Origin of the sequence: Rouxiella sp. Mn2063, assembly GCF_049319665.1 — a bacterium.
Classification (GTDB): Bacteria; Pseudomonadota; Gammaproteobacteria; order Enterobacterales; family Enterobacteriaceae; genus JBMOUD01.
Genome location: NZ_JBMOUD010000007.1, coordinates 160,849 through 179,810, shown reverse-complemented (window position 1 = coordinate 179,810; position 18,962 = coordinate 160,849). Strand labels below are relative to the sequence as shown.

At 53.6% G+C, this 18,962-nt stretch carries 4 protein-coding genes; all 4 read left to right on the top strand.

Annotated features, from left to right (window positions below; all coding sequences use genetic code 11):
* The first annotated feature begins 267 nt into the window (after positions 1–267).
* From ACL9RG_RS12685 to ACL9RG_RS12670, 4 genes are read left to right on the top strand one after another with little or no spacing between them, the layout of a single operon-like run.
* Complete coding sequence (locus ACL9RG_RS12685; protein ID WP_422792975.1) at positions 268–16,353, top strand: SDR family NAD(P)-dependent oxidoreductase; 16,086 nt, start codon at positions 268–270, stop codon at positions 16,351–16,353.
* Positions 16,350–17,339, top strand: coding sequence for an NAD-dependent epimerase/dehydratase family protein (locus ACL9RG_RS12680; protein ID WP_422792974.1), 990 nt, complete (start codon positions 16,350–16,352; stop codon positions 17,337–17,339). Before ACL9RG_RS12685 ends, ACL9RG_RS12680 begins: the two co-directional genes overlap by 4 nt.
* A 50-nt stretch (positions 17,340–17,389) precedes the next feature.
* Entirely contained in the window at positions 17,390–18,634 is a 1,245-nt protein-coding gene (locus ACL9RG_RS12675) for an aminotransferase class I/II-fold pyridoxal phosphate-dependent enzyme (protein ID WP_422792973.1), read from the top strand.
* 27 nt (positions 18,635–18,661) lie between these two features.
* Complete coding sequence (locus tag ACL9RG_RS12670; protein ID WP_422792972.1) at positions 18,662–18,931, top strand: acyl carrier protein; 270 nt, start codon at positions 18,662–18,664, stop codon at positions 18,929–18,931.
* Positions 18,932–18,962: the final 31 nt, after the last annotated feature.

The following is an 18,962-nucleotide window of genomic DNA, read 5'->3' as shown; positions in this document are numbered from 1 at the left end:
TTTAGTGGGGAGAATGGGCGCAAAATATTATTAAGATATTACTTATTAAGTAATTCGACGCGTCCGTCATTAAATTGACACACTTTATTTACATTTTGAAACCAAATACACGGGAAAAGGAAGATTTTGTTAGTAAAAAAAATTAACAAAATTCAGGAATTGATTTACTCTCTGGCGAAATAGCGTCTAAGAAAAATCCAAGCCTCTGCTGTTAATAATTGATTTGGCAATCTGAAGTTTCCAATTACATTAATTAATGAGAAATACATGGATATAGCAATTATAGGTGTATCTTGTCGATTTCCTGATGCTCACAGCTACAGTGAATTTTGGAACAATATTGTTAATTGTCACAACTCTGTCGCTGCGACTTCTCTTTCTCGTCGGAATGTTTCTGCAAGCCAATATAAATCAGGCCTACAGCCAGATCCTAATGAGCTTTTATCAGGGGCATTTCTTGATGTAGTGGATGGTTTTGATAACCAATTTTTTGGCATTTTGCCAAAGGTTGCTGAAACAATGGATCCGCAGCAGAGATTAATGCTGGAATTGACATGGTCGTGCTTGGAAGATGCCGGTATTCCTCCTTCTACACTACGTGGGAGTAAAGTCGGCGTTGTTATTGGTGTGTTTAATAACGATTATAAAGAATTACAGGAAAACGCCGGTAATACTATAGAAGCCCACCATGCAACAGGCACGGCAACCTCGATTATTGCTAACCGTATTTCTCATTTTTTTGATTTTCATGGCCCGAGTATTCCAATTGATGCGGCCTGCTCCAGTTCATTAAACGCTATCCATAGCGCTATTCAGGCCATTACTAATGGCGACTGTGAAATAGCGATCAGTGGCGGTGTGAATCTTATTTTAACCGCTACCCGCCATCAATCTTTTGCCAAGATGGGGATGCTCTCTCCAACCGCCGCCTGTCACTCTTTTGATGCCACCGCTGATGGTTACGTACGTGGGGAAGGCGCGGGTGTTTTACTGCTTAAACCGCTCGATAAAGCCTTGGCTGACGGTGACACCATTCACGGTGTGATCAAAGGCAGCGCGATTAATCACTGCGGCGCAACTTACACGCTGACTTATCCAAGTTCTGAAGCGCAGGCCGATGTAATTGTTGCCGCTAATACCCGCGCAGGTGTGCCGGTTAGCACCATTGGTTTGGTTGAAGCACATGGCACCGGAACACCGAAGGGTGATCCGATTGAATTTGCTGGCTTGACCAGCGCATTCGCCACGCTGGCCGAGCAACAAAATATTTCGCTGGATGAGGCTTTCTGCGGACTGACCTCAGCTAAAACTAACATTGGTCATCTCGAAGCAGCCGCTGGCGTTGCCGGTGTTATCAAAGTTTTGCAGGCCTTTAAGCATCGTAAACTGCCTCCGCTGCGTAATTTTACGGCGCTGAATCCGCGCATTGATGCAACCTCCACCCCGTTCTTCTTCGTGGATAAAGCCACTGAGTGGAAACGAATTGATGCCAATACCCCGCTACGTGCGGGCGTTAGCTCATTTGGTTTTGGTGGCACGAATGCGCACGTGGTCTTAGAAGAAGCGCCAGAGGTTGTCAGCAGCAAACGCAGCAAAGGCAAATCTGCCGCGCATCACGATTATCTGATTGCGCTTTCGGCCAAAAGCCCGGCAGCGCTGCTGCAACGTCAAAAAGATTTAGCCCAGTGGTTAAGTGAAAATACAGAGGCATCGCTAAGCGATGTGAGCGCCACATTACTGACCTGTCGTGAACATTTTGCCTATCGTTATAGCTTTGTAGGCAGCGATGTTAAGACCATCATCACGGCATTAGAAGACGCCGCAGCGCAAGGTGAATTGAGCCTGCAAGAACATGCTGCAGACGAGGCGGAAAAAGCCAGCGCTGAAGGTATCACGCTGCTTAATGCTACCGACAAAGTCGATGCGGCCAAGCGTAAAGCGCTGCTGCAACAGCTGAGTGGCGTCTACATGCGCGGTGCTCAGCTCGAATGGGCACCGTTATTTGCCAAGGTGGATACTCGCCTGGTGACGCTGCCGACCTATCCGTTTATCCATAATCATTTCTGGATTGCGCCAGGTAATAACACGGTCTTGCCGCGTGCCACCTTGCCCGCTCAACTGCACCGTGTCACCAATGTCGGCAGTTCTCGCTATCAAGCCGTGTTGCAAGGCAACGAATTCTTTATTGCTGACCATAATATTGGCGGCCAGGCGATCCTGCCGGGCGTGATGTATTTGGAGCTGGTGCGTGCGGTCTTCAGCGATGCGATTGAGGCGAAAGACGCCAGTGCGCTGCGCTTCTCTCAGGTTGCTTGGTTACGTCCGTTGGCCTCTCAAGATGCGGCGTGCGATATTTACGTTCAACTCGACCCGCAGGCTGCTGGCGACCAGTGGGCATTCCAGGTGCTTGGTGCGGATAACACCCTGCATTGCCGCGGACTGGTGGGTTTTGCCGATACTGCTCTGCCTGTTATACCGGCTGCGGCGCTCACCGCTGATGCGCGTACCTTCGATGCGCAGGCGTGCTACCAAACTCTTGATGGCTTGCAAATGTGCTACGGTGCAGGTCTGCGTGCTATCAGCCAACTGACCATCAGCGAAGAAGCCGGTGTAGCGAATCTCTCGCTGCCAGCCGGAACAAGTCACGATTTTATTATTCATCCTTCTCTGGCCGACGGTGCTTTACAGGCCGCCGTGGTATGGGCTACTGAGAAGATGCGCGCATTACAAGCCACTGATAGCGATGCGCCGGGTGCGCTGGTTCTTCCATTTGCGTTGGAAGGCTTCGAATTGCTGCATCCGTGCAGCGCGGCCATGACAGCAACGGTTATCTCAGTTGGCGAAAATAGCCTGCGCGATGGCATCGTTAAAGTTGATATTTCGCTCTGCGACGCGGCGAATCCTGAGCAGGTTGCGCTGACCTTCCGTGGTTTGAGCCTGCGTGTTCTTAGTGAGAATTTACCTGTGCAAGAGCCGGTGAAAGCCGAACTGCCAGCACTGAACGCACATGAAGCAGCCAGCCTGTATCAGCCTTACTGGATTGAGAAAGCGGTCTTAGAAGCGGATGCTCCGTTAGAGCAAGTGTTACTGATCGGTAATACGCAAGACGTTGAGCGCTTTGCCAACCTGCTTACCCAGTCTGCTAATGCGCCACAAATTCAGCGTATCGAACTTGCCGCCGAGCTGGATATCAACAGCCAGCCGGGTCGTGCGTCAGTACGTGCAGGTAATAGCGACGATTTCATTGCCGCCGTCGATGCGTTGTTGGCACAGGGCGCTAAGCTCGATCGCGTACTGTGGGCAGCACCAACGCAAGACAATGACGCGTTAGTGGCGCGTATGAATCGTGGGCCGAATAGCCTGTTTGCCTTGACCAAAGCGCTGATGCGTAAGGTGAAGAACGCGCGCTTTGTTCATTTCCATATCGCCAACAGCAGCTTGCCTGATGTCTCCGGTGCCAGCGGTTTCTACCGTACCTTACGTGTTGAAAAACCTGCTTATATCGGCCATGTCGTCCATTGGGATAACGAATCTGACCTGAGCAATATCGCCGCGCTGATTAAAACCGAATTTAGCGACACCTCGAAAGATGCCGATGTGCGTTACGTGCAGGGGAAACGCCTGGTACGCCGTTTTGCCGCCGATGCTCAGTTGGTCACTAAGAGCCTTGCTCAGCTTGACGCCGTTAACCAGCCTACTGCCGCTGCTGCACCACTGCGCCAGCAGGGAACTTACCTGATCACCGGTGGTTTAGGGGCGTTGGGCCTGATCTTTGCCCGTTTCCTGTGTGCCAACTACGATGCAACGGTATACCTGAGTGGTCGTTCTGCGCTGGATGAAAAACGTCAGCAGCAGATAGATGCCCTGAACGAGCTGGGCGGTAACGCGATTTATCTGGCGTCTGATACCAGCGATCGCGATGGTGTTCATCAGTTGATTGAAACTATCCGCGCCTCGGGTCGTGCACTCAACGGGATTATCCACTCGGCGGGCGTTATCGAAGATAACTTCATTCTGCGTAAAACCAGCGAAGCCTTTGATCGCGTTGTCACGCCAAAAATGCTGGGTACCTGGTTGCTAGATGAAGAAACCCGTGACCAGCCGCTCGACTTCTTCGCGCTGTTCTCTTCTGTAACGGGTGCGCTGGGCAACATCGGCCAATGTGATTACGCCTTTGGTAATGCCTTCGAAGACTATTTCGCCTTCCAGCGCAACGCACTGCAACAGCAGGGTGAGCGCAGCGGTAAAGCGGTCTCGATTAACTGGCCGTACTGGAAAGATGGCGGTATGCGCCTGACCGACAAAGAAGAAGCGATTCTGAACAGCAGCTTCGGTATTGTGCCGCTGCTGACTGAAGAAGGTATCGCTATCTTTGACTACGCCTTGCAAAGCCAGGCTTCGCAAGTAGCGGTAATGCCAGGCAATGCCGTGCGTATCGCAGAAGTATTAGGCGTGGTCGATATTGCCCCTGCGCAAGAGATTCAGGTTGAGCAAAGCGCAACAGACGGCCAACCGCTGCAAGATGTGGTGATCCGCTATCTGTCCGAGCTGTTTGCTAAACAACTACAAATCCCACCACATTTCGAACGTCACGGCTTCTTCCGTGATTACGGTTTCGATTCCGTGGTGGTCATTGAGCTGGTTAATGAACTGAGAAAAACCTTTGGTGCGACGCTGCCAATGACGTTGTTCTTTGAATACCAGACCATGGAAGATTTGAGCAGTTACCTGCTTGAAAACTATGATGAAGCCTGCAATAGCTTGCAGGGCTCTGCACCCGTTGCTAAGCCAGTGGCCAGTCATGCATCGTCTGCTGCTGATACGGTACGTGCTGTCGCACCAGAATCACGTAAAGCTGGGACACAAAGCCTGAGCAACGATGATGATATCGCGATTATCGGTATCGCCGGGCGCTATCCAGAGGCCGATAACCTCGAGCAATTCTGGAGCAATCTGGCCCAAGGGCGCGATTGTGTTATCGACGTGCCGTCCGATCGTTGGGACGAGCGTTGGTTTAAAGAAGGCGCGGCGATCCCAGGAAAAAGCTACAGCCGTTGGGGTGGATTCCTCTCTGGCGTAGAACTCTTTGATCCACGTTATTTCAATATCTCTCCTAAAGAGACTGAAATCATGGACCCGAACGAGTGGCTGTTCCTGGAAAGCGTGACGCACGCTATTGAAGATGCTGGCTATACCGCTGATAAGCTCGCGCCGATGAAGGCCGGTCGTGAAAACCGCGTGGGTGTCTATGTCGGCATGATGTGGGGCGACTATCAGATGCATGCGGTAACTAGCCCGGAAGATGAGTGGACGACGTCGCACTCTTCTTACTGGTCGGTCGCTAACCGTGTGTCGCACTTCTTTAACTTCTCTGGCCCAAGTATGGCGCTGGATACCGCCTGTTCATCTTCACTGACGGCGATTCATGTTGCCTGTAATGCGATTCGCAGTGGCGATGTCCCGGTAGCAGTCGCGGGTGGCGTTAACTTATCCCTGCACCCGTACAAATATCACCTGCTGTCTAACATGCACTTCCTGTCATCCGACGGTCGCTGCCGCAGCTTTGGCGAAGGTGGTACCGGCTATGTGCCAGGCGAAGGTGTTGGCGCGGTCGTCCTTAAGCCGTTGTCACAAGCTCGTGCTGATGGCGACCATATCTACGGCATCATCCGTGGCACCTCGGTCAACCACGGAGGCAAAACTTCTGGCTTTACCGTGCCTAACGCGAAACGTCAGGCGGAGCTGGTTGCCGATGCGCTGGTGGCTGCCAACGTCAATCCGCGCCACATCAGCTATGTTGAAGCGCACGGTACCGGCACTAAGCTCGGTGACCCGATTGAAATTAGCGGTCTGAATAAAGCGTTCTCTATCGCAGGCGATGATTCCAAATACTGCGCCATCGGCTCAGTGAAGGCCAACATCGGCCATCTGGAAGCGGCGGCAGGGATGTCTGCACTGACTAAAGTCCTGTTGCAGATGAAACACCAAACGCTGGTGCCGTCTATCCAGTCTAAAGTTATTAACCCGTTCATCGACTTCCAAAGCGGGCCGTTCCGCGTTCAGCAATCGCTGGAGCAGTGGCAACGTCCGGTACTGGAAGTGACCGAAGCGAATGGCGCGGTCGTGACGCGTGAAATCCCGCGTATGGCCGGTATTAGCTCGTTCGGTGCGGGCGGCAGCAACGCCCATATGATCGTCGAAGAATACATTGCACCGTCAGCTCCGGCGGCGGATAAAGGCAAGCCGGTGTTAATGGTGCTGTCTGCTCGTCGTGAAGCGGCGCTGCGTACCATGGCCGACCAACTGGCGACCTTTATTGAACAACATCCCGATCTCTCCTTGCAGGATGCGGCCTATACGCTGCAAGTCGGACGTGTTGCTCACGAATACCGACTGGCGGTAGTGGCAGAAAAAGCTGCCGATGCGGTTAACGCACTGCGTGCTTACGCACAACAGCAGCTCTCTGGGCTGGTCACCGGTCATCGTGACAATGCACGTCAGGCGACCAGCACGCCACCGTTGGCGGAGTGGATCAAACAAGGTCGTCTTGGCGCACTGGGTGAAGCTTGGGCTAATGGTCACGTTGTTGAGTGGGAACAGCTGCACAGCGCGTACTCTCGTCGTCGCGTGTCGCTGCCGGGCTATGCGTTCCAACGTCAAGATTGCTGGGCACCGACGGCACCAGCTGCACTGGCCGGTTCTGCCACGCTGGGCGGTAATGCTTCACTGCATCCGCTAATCGATGCCAATATTTCTACCCTGGCTTCGCAGGCGTTCCGTAAAAACCTGCGCCCAGAAGAATTTTTACTGAGCGACCATCGCCTGGGTGATAACCGCATTCTGCCGGGTGCCGCTTATATCGAGATGGCGTTGAGCGCCAGCGAGTTGGCGTTGCAAGGTCATGCACTGCCATTAGCCGGTGATAAGCCAGTACTTTCTCTGGTACAAGACATCAAATGGCGTCAGCCGATTATGGTGACCACCGCGCCATTAACCGTTGAAATCGCGTTGGCTCCTTCTCACGGCGGTTTGGATTTCGATATCTATCGTATCGACGGTGATAAACGTCACATCTATGGCAGCGGTCGTTTAAGTGAAGGTACGGCGAGTGAGCCAGAGGCGGTGAATCTGCAACCTCTGCTCAGCAGCGGCCTGGTGCATCAACGTCACGAAATCGACGCAGCATTTACGCAACGCGGCTTTACCTTCGGCCCGGCGTTCCAGGTGCTCGAACGTCTCTATGCTAGTAGCGACGAAGCCTTGGCTGAGCTGAAGTTCCCTAATGAGTTGTTGGCTACACAGGCGGTACATCCGTTTGTGCTGCCGCCTTCATTATTAGATGGCGCATTCCGTACCGCATTAGGTATCGGTGGTCTTACTGCATCGGGCAAGGTGCTGGAAGTTCCGGTATCTCTGAACAGCTTGCAAGTCTTCAAGCCTGTCTCTGGTATTTGCTACGCCTACGCGCGCCGCAATAGTTCATCAGGTTTGGCAGCAACGGCAGCCAGTTACAATATCGACCTGCTCGATAGCGCGGGCAATGTCGTGGTCAGAATCGACCAACTACAAACCCAGGCTGCGCCTCATTTGGGTATCCGTTCAACGGCGGCGACCACTAGCAGCAAGCCTGTTGCGTTGGCAGCGGCAAGCAAAGCCGCCACTGTGCAACCTGTTGCTGCTGTTGCCACGACAAGCGCGCCGCGTACTCAACCTGCGACAGCTTCAGCGCGTGAAGCCATTATCAATACGCTGATCGCTGATGTGATTGAAGTGACCAAATTAGCCGCGGGCGACGTTAGTGCCAACGGGCTACTGTCAGAGTACGGTCTGGATTCGATGATGATTCTGGCTCTGAACGAGAAATTGTCCGTCGCCTTCGATGATGTGTCGAAAACCCTGTTCTATGAATATGAAGATCTCGCTTCATTAGCGGACCACCTGATTGAGAGCAATCCTGAACAGGCGGCGGCTTTCGGTGGCGCCGTTGTTCCGGCAAGTATTGTACCGGCTAGTATTGCACCGACTGCTGTTGAACCGGCTGTACAAGCAGCACCGATTGCGGCAGCGGTTGTTAACGTTACGCAAGCGGTAAATAGCGGTTCGGTACGTGATGCGGTGTTGGCCTATCTGATTGCTCGCGTTATTGAGGTCACTAAGCTGGATGCGGGAGATGTGCAACCAGCAACGCTGCTGTCGGATTACGGCCTCGATTCAATGATGATTTTGGCCTTGAACGAGAAGCTGTCTGCTACCTTCGGCGAAGTGTCGCAAACGCTGTTCTACGAATACCAAGATATCGACTCATTGGCTGACTTCTTCTGCGAAAGCTATCCAGAACAAGTGGCGACATTGCAGCCAACTGCGCCTGTCGCGGCAGTAACCCCTGTTGTGGCCGTACCTGCGCCAGTCGCTGTGCCAGTTGCGCCGGTGGCTGCGCCACCAGCGCCGACCGCGGTGTCTGCTCGCGATGGTCTGTTTGCCAGCTTGACGGCAGCACTCGGTGCCGAGGCAGTAAACTGCTCGCCGCTGACGCCGTTGTACCAATGGCCGTTGGATACCATTAACCACATTCGCCTGCAACACGAGTTGGATGCGCGCTTCACCGGCGTGAATGCCGCCGCCGTGTATCTGCATACCAGCCTTGATGAGTGGGCTGCTGCGATTCAGGGTGTTCAGGCTGCACCGGTTACTGCGCCGAAGAGCGACACTAATGCGTTAGTGTCTGCACTGCCTGCTCGCGCATCGCTGTCCGAGTTACTCAACGGTTCACGTGCTGATGTTCTTAAGCGTAACGCTCAAGGCAGCTCACAAGCGGCGGAGAGCGAAGATGATATCGCGGTTATCGGCCTTAGCGGTCGTTACCCTGGTGCGAAAAACGTTGATGAATTCTGGGCTAATCTGAGCGCAGGTGTTGACGGTGTTACCGAGATCCCGCTGTCGCGCTGGGATTACAACGAGCACTACTCTCCAGAGCGTGGACCGAAAGATAAGGTCTACAGCAAGTGGGGCGGGTTTATCGATGATATTGATAAATTCGACAGCCAGTACTTCAATATCTCTCCTCGCGAAGCAGAACTGCTTGATCCGCAGGAACGTCTGTTCTTGCAGACCGCTTGGGAGTGTTTATCTGACGCCAGCTACTCACGTAATGCTCTGAGCAAGGCTAACGTTGGCGTGTATGTCGGCGTGATGTGGGGCCAGTATCAATTTATTGAAACCACGGCGAAACAGCATGAATCAGGCTGGCCGATGGCGCTGCACTCATCGGTGGCTAACCGTGTGTCGTTCTACTTCAATTTCAATGGCCCGAGCGTTGCGCTAGACACCATGTGTTCTTCATCGCTCACCGCATTGCATATTGCTTGTCAGGCGATCCGCAGCGGCGATTGCAAAATGGCTATCGCCGGTGGCGTTAACCTGATTGTTCACCCGATGAAATACTACCAACTTGGGCAGAGTCAGTTCCTCTCCAGCGATGGCCGTTGCCGTGCGTTTGGTGAAGGTGGCGATGGCTATGTGCCGGGTGAAGGTATGGGCGCTGTACTGCTCAAGCCATTGCAACAAGCTATTGCCGATGGCGACCAGATTTATGGCGTGATCAAAGCAACGGCGATTAACCACGGCGGTAAAACCAGTGGCTTCACCGTGCCGAACCAAGCGGCACAAAGTAATGTGGTTAGCACGGCGTTCCAACGTGCGGGCTGGAGTCCAGAGTCTCTGGATTACATCGAAGCACACGGTACCGGCACTATGCTCGGCGATCCGATTGAGATCTCTGGACTGACCAAAGCCTTCTCGCGCATTAGCGCAGAAATGAGCCAAGGTGCGGTGAGCAAACCCTTGGCAGGCAGCTGCCGCATTGGGTCAGTGAAAAGTAATATTGGGCATCTTGAGTCTGCTGCGGGTATCGCAGGCTTAACCAAAGTCTTGTTGCAGATGCGTCATCGTAAGATGGTGCCTTCACTGCACTCGGCGACATTTAACTCAAAAATTAACTTTGAGGCTTCACCGTTCCGCGTTGTACGGGCGCTTGAAGATTGGAATACAACACCAGGGAATACACGTCGTGCAGGCTTGAGTGCTTTCGGCGCGGGCGGTTCAAACGCTCACGTACTCATAGAAGAAGCACCGGCACTTGCACCAATAGCAGCACCGAGTGGTGAACCGCGTCTGTTTGTTCTCTCTGCCGACAGCGAAGAACGTTTAGCGCTGTATGTTGAGCGGATGATTACCTTCCTTGGCAAGGTCACGCGTGAACCCGCAACCGCACCGCGCTTTGATTCGTTGGCCTTCTCTTCGTTGATCGGACGAGATGCCATGACTGAGCGTCTGGCTATTGTGGCGAACAGTTTAGGCGACCTGCTAGGTCAGCTTGAACAATACCGTCATGAAGGCAGCGCGAACCAACTGTTCCGCGGACGTATTGTTGGTAGCAACGATCGCCTGGATACCATTCTTGACAGTAAGCAGCTTGATGAGCTGGTGACCGGATTGGTACAGGAACGTCAACTTTCTCGTCTGGCACGTCTGTGGACCACCACGCTGGATGTGAATTGGGAGCTGCACGCCAAAGCGCTGTTTGCCAGCAATACCGCAGCGGGTGCTGTGCGCCGGGTTTCCTTCCCGCCTCTGCCGCTGATTATGCGTAGCCATTGGTTGGAACTGCCGACTGAGCAGAACAAACAAGGCCGCGTGAAATCACTGCATCCACTGCTCGATGAGAATACCTCTACGCTGTCTCAGCAACGGTTTGCCAAAAAACTGACCGGCCGCGAAACCTATCTGCGTGACCATGTCATTGATAGCGGTGAAGCGCGGGTGATCTTACCAGGCTCTGCGTATCTGGAAATGGTACGTGCCGCAGGCCAGTTGGCGATTGAAGATGAGTGGACTGTCGGTGCCGTTCGCAACCTGATGTGGATGACGCCAGTCGAAGTCGAAGGTGCGCCGGTTGATGTTGAAGTCAATCTGGTTCATCAAGGCGGCGACCACGTTAACGTGGTGGTGCGTAACCTCAGCACCGATGCGATGTCGGTTGAAGCTGAACTGGTTTATCACAGTAAAGAGGAAGAGATTGCCGATGAGTGGATCGATCTTGAAGCGCTGCGCAACAGCGGCAAGCGCGAAGACGATCATGCGGCATTCTACGCTGAATTTGCTGACATGGGCTTTGCATACGGCCCAAGCTATCAGGTCACCCGTGAGCGCTATCGCTTTGCTGACTCTGCGCTGAGCTACCTGTGTCTGCCGGACTCTGCCGCGGCGTCTGCTGATGATTTCTATCTGCATCCATCGCTGGTGGATGGCGCATTGCGTACCTGTCTGGCTGTAGGACTAGAGCCAGCAGAATATTCGACGCCAATCGTGCCGTTCTTCCTCGGTGAGTTGGAGTTCCGTCATCCGCTGGGCAAAGAGTGCTATGCCTACGTGACCCCGGCGCAATCACTGACGCCGGGCGAAGATCAGAATAGTAATGTACAGAAGCACGATATTACGCTGCTCGATATCAATGGCCGTGTATTAGCGCGCCTGAAAGATTTCGCCGCACGCACCCTGACCGGCGAGTCCAACGCGGCCGCGGCTCAGAAACAACAAGATGTTCAGTACTACGATTATGCGTGGTTGGAATCGGCATTGCCGGCGGCGAAAGCTCCGGTTAGCGCTAGCGCACCGCGAGTATTGGTACTGAGCGACGATGCTGCGCTGGCTGACTCCTTGCGTTCGTTGTACGGCGATGCGGCAACGGTGATTGGCGTCACGCCTGGTGAAGAGTTTGCCCAGCATGACAGCAACCGCTTCAGCGTTGATGCGCTGTCGTTATCTAGCCTGCATGCGCTGTGTGAACAGCTCGATGCTCAGCAGACATGGCCATCGCATATTGTCCATGCCTTAGGCGCTAACACGCACTTTGACGACGTAATGCAAGCGGGGACGGTAGCGCAATTACATGCGCGCCTTCAGTCGCTGCGCTACCTGTTTGTGGCACTTGAGCGTGTTAAACCGGGCCAGGATCTGCGTTGTGCCAACATCTATACTGCACGCGCCGATCAGGTTGAGCCGCAGCATGATGCGGTGAGTGGCTATGCGCGTTCACTGCTGACGATCAACCACCGTTTCGAGTTATTCACGCTGCGTAGCGACGCGGATAACGCCGTGGCTCTGGCTGAAAATGTCTATGCAGAATTTGTTCAACGTCCGGCTTCTATTGCTGGATTAGAGCTGGCGTACTGGGGCGGTAAACGCTACCAGCGTCAACTGAGTGAAATTACCCCACCTAAAGCCGACGGCGCAGGTAGTGATGCCAGTCTGCCGCTGGTTCACCAGGGCCATTACTTGATCACCGGCGGTGCAGGTAAGTTGGGTCTGCTGATGGCGAACTACTTAGCGTCGCGTTATCAGGCGCGCATCGTACTGAGCGGTCGTTCAGCTCAGCCAAGCGATGAGGTGCAACAACAACTGATCGCCATGCGTGAACAGGGCGCTGAAGTCCGCTACGTCGCCGCAGATGTTGCCATTGATGGTCATGCCAATGCGCTGATAGCTCAAGCGAAAGCCGCATTTGGCCCGCTCGATGGTGTGTTGCACTGTGCCGGTGTGGCAAGCGCTACGCCAATGACTGAACTGCAAGATAACGAGTTTACTGCGCTTATCGGTCCTAAAGTCGATGGTCTGGTGGCTTTAGATCGCGCCACGGCGCAAGAGCCGCTGTCGGTCTTCGTTAACTTCTCATCGGTATCCGCGGTACTGGGTGACCTGGGTTCTGGTGCTTATGCTGCCGGCAACCGCTTTATGGACAGCCATGCCGTATGGCGTAACCAAATGGTCACTAAAGGCCTGCGTTCCGGTCAGACGCTGTCTGTTAACTGGCCGCTGTGGGCCAGTGGCCAGATGGATATCGGCGAAGACGATGCCACCTTGTTTGAGTTCTCCGGCATGGCTGCACTGCGCCAAGATGCGGGCATTATCGCCCTCGAGCGTGCGCTGCTGGAACAACAATCCGAGCTGCTCGTCGTCGTGGGTGACCGTAGCAAGATTGCTCGTGCGTTGCGCGTTCAAGTTGCCGATGTCGTACCAGTGGTGAAAACCGTGGTGCAACCGACGGTGAATACAGTCGCCGCAAACGTAACGAATGTCGCGAACGTAACCAAGGCAACCAATGCCGTTGTCGCCAGTATTGAGCCTGCTAAACAAAATAACGCGGCTTATATGCACAGCGAGAATGCGCTGAAAGGGCATATCTCCGCTATCACCAAAATTCCGGTGGGCGATATTGCCATTGATGCCACTTTCGAGCAGTTGGGCATGGATTCCGTGATGTTGATGGAACTGCGTGCGGTGCTTGAGAAAGAGTATGAAGGTTTGTCGAAAACCGCACCGTTTGAGTTTGATACCACCGCTAAGTTGGCTGGGCATCTGTGTGAACGTTACGGGTCAAAAGCCAGCAACCAGCCGGTCGTTGCCGATGTGCAACCACGTCCAGCGGCGGCAGTAAACCATCAGCGTGCGCAGGCAAGCACGGTTGCGGTGCCTGTTAGCAAACCGGCTATGAATAAAGCACCGGCCACGGCCTTTGGTGCGCGCTTCGCGAAATCTTTACCAGCGGCAGCCGCTCCGGCGGTGGCACAGGTTGATAGCGATGCCGTCGCCATTGTGGGTCTGGCGGGTGAGTTCCCAGGCGCAGATAAGCTGAGTGATTTCTGGACTCACTTGCAAGCAGGGACGGAGAACCTGACGGCGATCCCTGACGAGCGTTGGGCGATAACGGGCGACAACAAAGATAATCCGCGTTATGTCAATCGCGGCGGCTTCCTCAACAACGTGAATGTCTTCGACCCGGAGATGTTCCGTATGAGCAGCGATGAAGCTAGCCGTCTTGATCCGCAAGTTCGTGTGTTGCTGCGTTCAGCATGGCACGCATTAGAAGACGCGGGTTACACCCCATCGGCGCTGAAATCACAGCAAGTTGGTGTGTATGTCGGCGCAATGAATGAAGACTTCACCTGGGTGATGTCCGAACTCTATGCCCGCACCGGTAAATACCCGGGCGCAGGCTCGGTGGTCAGCGAGTTGGCTAACCGTATTTCATTCCTGATGAACTTGCGTGGCCCGAGCTTCAGCGTCGCCACCACCTGTGCTTCATCACTGACCAGCGTGCATATCGCCCGTAAAGCGATTCTCGGTGGCGAGTGTGATATGGCGCTGGCGGGTGGGATTAACCTGAGCCTGCACCCAAGCAAATACATGCTGCTGCAAGATATGAAAGTGCTCTCTTCCGATGGCAAAGAGCACACCTTCGACGAGAAGGCCAACGGCCTGATCCCAAGCGAAGGTAGCGGCATGGTGGTACTGAAACGTCTGAGCAGTGCATTGGCCGACGGCGACCATATCTATGGCGTACTGCGTGGTTCAAGCATTGGTCATGCCGGTACTGGCGCCGGGCAATACATGCCTAACCTATCCGTGATGGAAGATACCGCTGTCCGTGCGTTGAGCGAGGCACGTATTGATGTCAACGAACTGAGCTATATCGAGAGCCACGGTGCGGCCACCGAACTGGGCGATCCTATCGAGCTGAAAGCGTTGTCCAACGCGCTGCGTCGCCAGACTGATGCGCAGTTGTTCTGTTCATTGGGTACCAAGGCCAACCTCGGACATATGGAAGCAGCATCGGGCATCTGTTCGCTGATTAAAGTGCTGTTAAGTATGCAACACGGGCGTTTGTCGCCATGTGTGAACCTGAAAAATGTTAACTCGTCGTTTGAGCATGAGAACTCGCCGTTCTTGTTCCCGAACGAAGCGCAAGCCTGGGAAACCAATAGTCGCGGCACGCGTCTGGCGGGGATCAACTCCTACGGTATGGGCGGTTCCACCGCATTTGTCGTGGTGGAGTCTGCTGAGGCCGAACTGGCACAGCACCATGCTCAAACCCCAGCGGTTGCTGATAATTCAGCGCAAATCGTGGTGTTGTCAGCGCGTCGTGCCGATCGTCTGGCCGCGTATGCTGCCGATATGCGTGACTTTATTAAGCAGCAAGGCAGTAACGTAAATCTCGCGGATCTCGCTTACACCAGCCAGATTGGTCGCGTGACGCTGGATCATCGTCTGGCGATAGTGGCGAGCAGCGCAGATGAACTGCTGACGAAGTTGGAAAGCTTTATTGCTAACCCAACGGCTGAACGCAGCAATCTGGATATTTACAGCGGCAACGTGCGCGAAACCAACGAAGTCTCGCAACTGATTGCTGGTGAAGCAGGTAAGAGCTTTATCAGTGCCTTGGTACAGACCCAACAGCTTGCTCGCGTGGCCGCACTGTGGTGCCGCGGCTGTGATATTGACTGGGCGCTGTTACAACACCGCGAAAGCCTGCGTCGTCGCGTGGCCTTCCCTGGCTATCCGTTTGCTTCAGAGCCTTGTGACCTGTACGCCGCACTGCGCCTTGATGCACCGCGCCGTGACGCGCAAAACAGCGACCTTGCTGTGCTGCATTCAGAAGAACACAGCTTGCCTTCGGTACCGCAGGCGTGGTTTGCCCGCACCTTGGGGGATCGCGAAAAAGCGGGATTGAGCGCTGAGCAACTCCAGGAATTCTGGGTTGAGCAGGTTCATGCCAAAGGCGAAGAGGGTTCTCTGTTGGCGGCGGTACTGCTCGGTAACGAAGAAGCAGAAGCGGTAGACGCTTCTGAACTGCAAATCCTTTGTGTTGAGAGACTGATTGGGGAAGACACGGTTGCTGCGCTGCAATTCTGTACTCAACGTCTGGGTATCGCGCTGGAGACGCTGGTAGTCGCCGGTTGGGCGCTACTGACTAACCGCCATGTGCGGGCCAGTCATCCGCAGTTCGGCCTGATTCGCTCCTTTAAGGACCAAGACCTGCAAATGGTTCCTGCGCGCATTCAAGCGGTTGGACGCCAGAAAGTTGCGCCTTGGCTCAGCGGCGTTGAAGAGCAACTTGAAGAACGTCTCGACCATGCCGGCGCCTCGCTCAAGCAGATCGAGCATTGGGTGGATGATGAGCCATTGTTCGACAGCGCGGTCGCTATCTTGACTGACTGCAGCAATGTCGGCTTGAACGAGAATATTGTCGACCTGTTTGCCCTTCAGCCTGCGCTGCATCTGGCGCTGTTGGTCAGCGTAGAAGAAAACGCGGTGCATCTGCGTCTTGATGGCCGTGCTAATGAAGCGCATGTCGCCCAGCTCAATGTGCTGCTGGAACAGCTTGAGGTACTGCTCGAAGGACTGGCTAACAATCCTGACAAAAACCCGGCCGCGCTCTCTATGCGCAGCAAAGGTGAAGGACGTAAAGCCTTCTGGAAAACGCTTGAACAACTTAATCAGCAGGATCAGACCCCATGAAAGTATTGATCACCGGTGCGAACGGATTCGTTGGCCTTAACGTGGTGAAAGCCTTAGTTGCCGCGGGCCATGAGGTGACTGCCTATGTGCGCGCTTCATCTAACGTCGCTTTCCTTGAGCCTTTTGGCGTCACGTTGGTGCGTGGCGAATTACATGACCGCCAGGCGCTGCGTGCGGCAATGGCTGGACATGAAGGCGTTATTCATACCGCAGGCAATACCAGCAGCAACGCGCGCGACTGGCCGCTGTTGGAAGCAGTAAACATTGAAGGGACGCGTCAGGTTGCTGAGGCAGCACTGGAGTGCGGTATCGCGCGCTTAGTGTTTACCAGCACCACGTCAACGATTGGGGCCAGTGACAACCCTGGCGTTGAGGCAACGGAAGAGACAAGCCTGACTGGTTTCCGTGCCAAAAACCCTTATGCCAAAAGTAAATTACAGGCTGAAGAGTTGCTGTATCGCGCCTGTGACCGTGGGTTATCTGTGGTCATCCTCAACCCGGCAGAAGTGCTGGGTGCCTACGACTACTCAATGCAGTGGGGGCGTATGGTGCTGGCAGTGAACTATAACCAACTGCCATTTATGCCTCCAGGCGGTGCCAGTTTTTGTGGTGCCGGCGATGTCGGTCAAGCGCATGTGAATGCACTGACCAAAGGGCGCTCGGGGGAGCGTTACATTATTGCCGGTGCGAATACGCGCTATACCGGATTGATCGAAACGATCGAAGCGGTCGTGCAGCGTAAGGTTGATCTGCCACAGATCAATTATTCGCGCTTCTATCTGAAAACGCTGTTGCAGGAAAAACTCCCTTGGTTAGTACGTGGCGAGCCGGTGCTTGATGCCTATCGCTTGCGTGTTTTCAGCGGAACTTATTACTTCAGCAGTGCTAAGGCAGAACGTGAATTGGGCTATCAGCCCACTTCCCTAAACCAAATGGTGAGCGATTGCGCCTCTTGGTATCGGGATAACGGTTTTATTGCATCCTAACAATCTGAATCATTTTTTGTGACAGAACAAACCAGCAAGGGGTCGTAGTAATGGATTTCCGTGAACTGATAGAACTTGAACGTAAGCCGTTCAAGGAACGCGTCAAATTGCAATATAGCACCTATCTGAAAGAGGTAGAGAAAGGCTTTATGATAGGGCGCCAAGGCTCGGGTCCTGTAGATGTGCGGATGCAATATAAAGATCTGCATAGCGATACCTTCAACGATGTGTTGGTGTTTGGCTCAAACAGCTATCTCGGTCTGGCTAATCACCCTTACGTGAAAAGCAAAGTGGTCGAAGCGGTAGAAAAATACGGTATCGGCACCGGCGGTTCACCGGCGTTTTCTGGCTATACCAAACAGCATAGAGATCTGGAAAAGCGTCTGGCGGCGTTAGCGGGTCACGAAGATGCGGTACTGCTGCCAAGCGGTTACATGGCCAACCTGTGCTGGGTTAACGGTTTGATGAACCGTAACGACATCATTATTTATGACCAGAACAGCCACGCCAGCGTTATCAACGCGATCAAAATGACCAACGTTCCGTTCTTTACCTTTGACCCGGAGCGTCTGGACGAATTTGAGAAAATGTTGCCTAAAATCCGCGAGCGTTCAAAGCCGGGTGCACAGATTTTCTCTACCGTTGAAGGCGTACGTTCTACTGACGGTACCATCATCGATCTTAAGCGTTACATTGAGATCTGCCGTGCTAACGACATCGTGACCATCCTCGACGATGCACATGGCGTGGGTACATTAGGCCGCACCGGTAAAGGTACGCTTGAGCACCTCGACTTGTTAGGTCAGGTTGACTTGCGTATGTCTACTTGCAGCAAATCACTCGGCGCGCAGGGAGCTTTCGTTTCCGGCAGCAACGAGTACATCTTTATGCTGCGTAACTTCTCTTATCCTTACCTGTTCACCTCTGGTTTGGCACAGCCAACCATCGCGGCGATTTCTGCTGCGCTGGATGTCATGGAACGCGAGCCTGAGCGTATTGAACGTCTGCATGACAACGTGCGCTACATGCAGGATAAGTTGGAAACTGAAGGTTTCAACATTATTCGCGGCCAGTCAGGGATCATTCCGATCTTCTTCGAGAAATTGGGCATTGTAGGCAACATCAACCGCCGTCTGTTTGAGCGTGGTCTGTTCGCCAACATCATGGAATACCCAATGGTTCCGCCAGATAAAGAACGCCTGCGTATTTCGGTCATGACCTCCCACTCACGGGATGAAATTGACCAAGCGGTCAAGTTGATTGTTGAAGTCGCACGTGAGTTTGAAGCGCTCTAAATAGATTTGGGTAAGGGGATAAGAAAAATGAGCAGTCAGCAAGAAATTTTGGTTGTTGTTCTTGATGTTATCAACGAGATCAAAAAGACCGGTTTTACTCCTGAGATCGTCGATTTGGAGTCATTTCTTGGCGGTGAGCTTGGAGTGGATTCAGTAGAGATGCTCGAAGCCTGGTACGAGATTGAGAAGAAGCTGAACATTAAAGTAAACGACGGCGATAAGCGTGACATTTATACGCTCGGTGACCTGGTCAGCAAAATCGAAGCGCATTTGCCTGCGGTAGAGACCAAGTCCTGAATTCGTGAATAGCTGGCGGGATAAGCAAGCA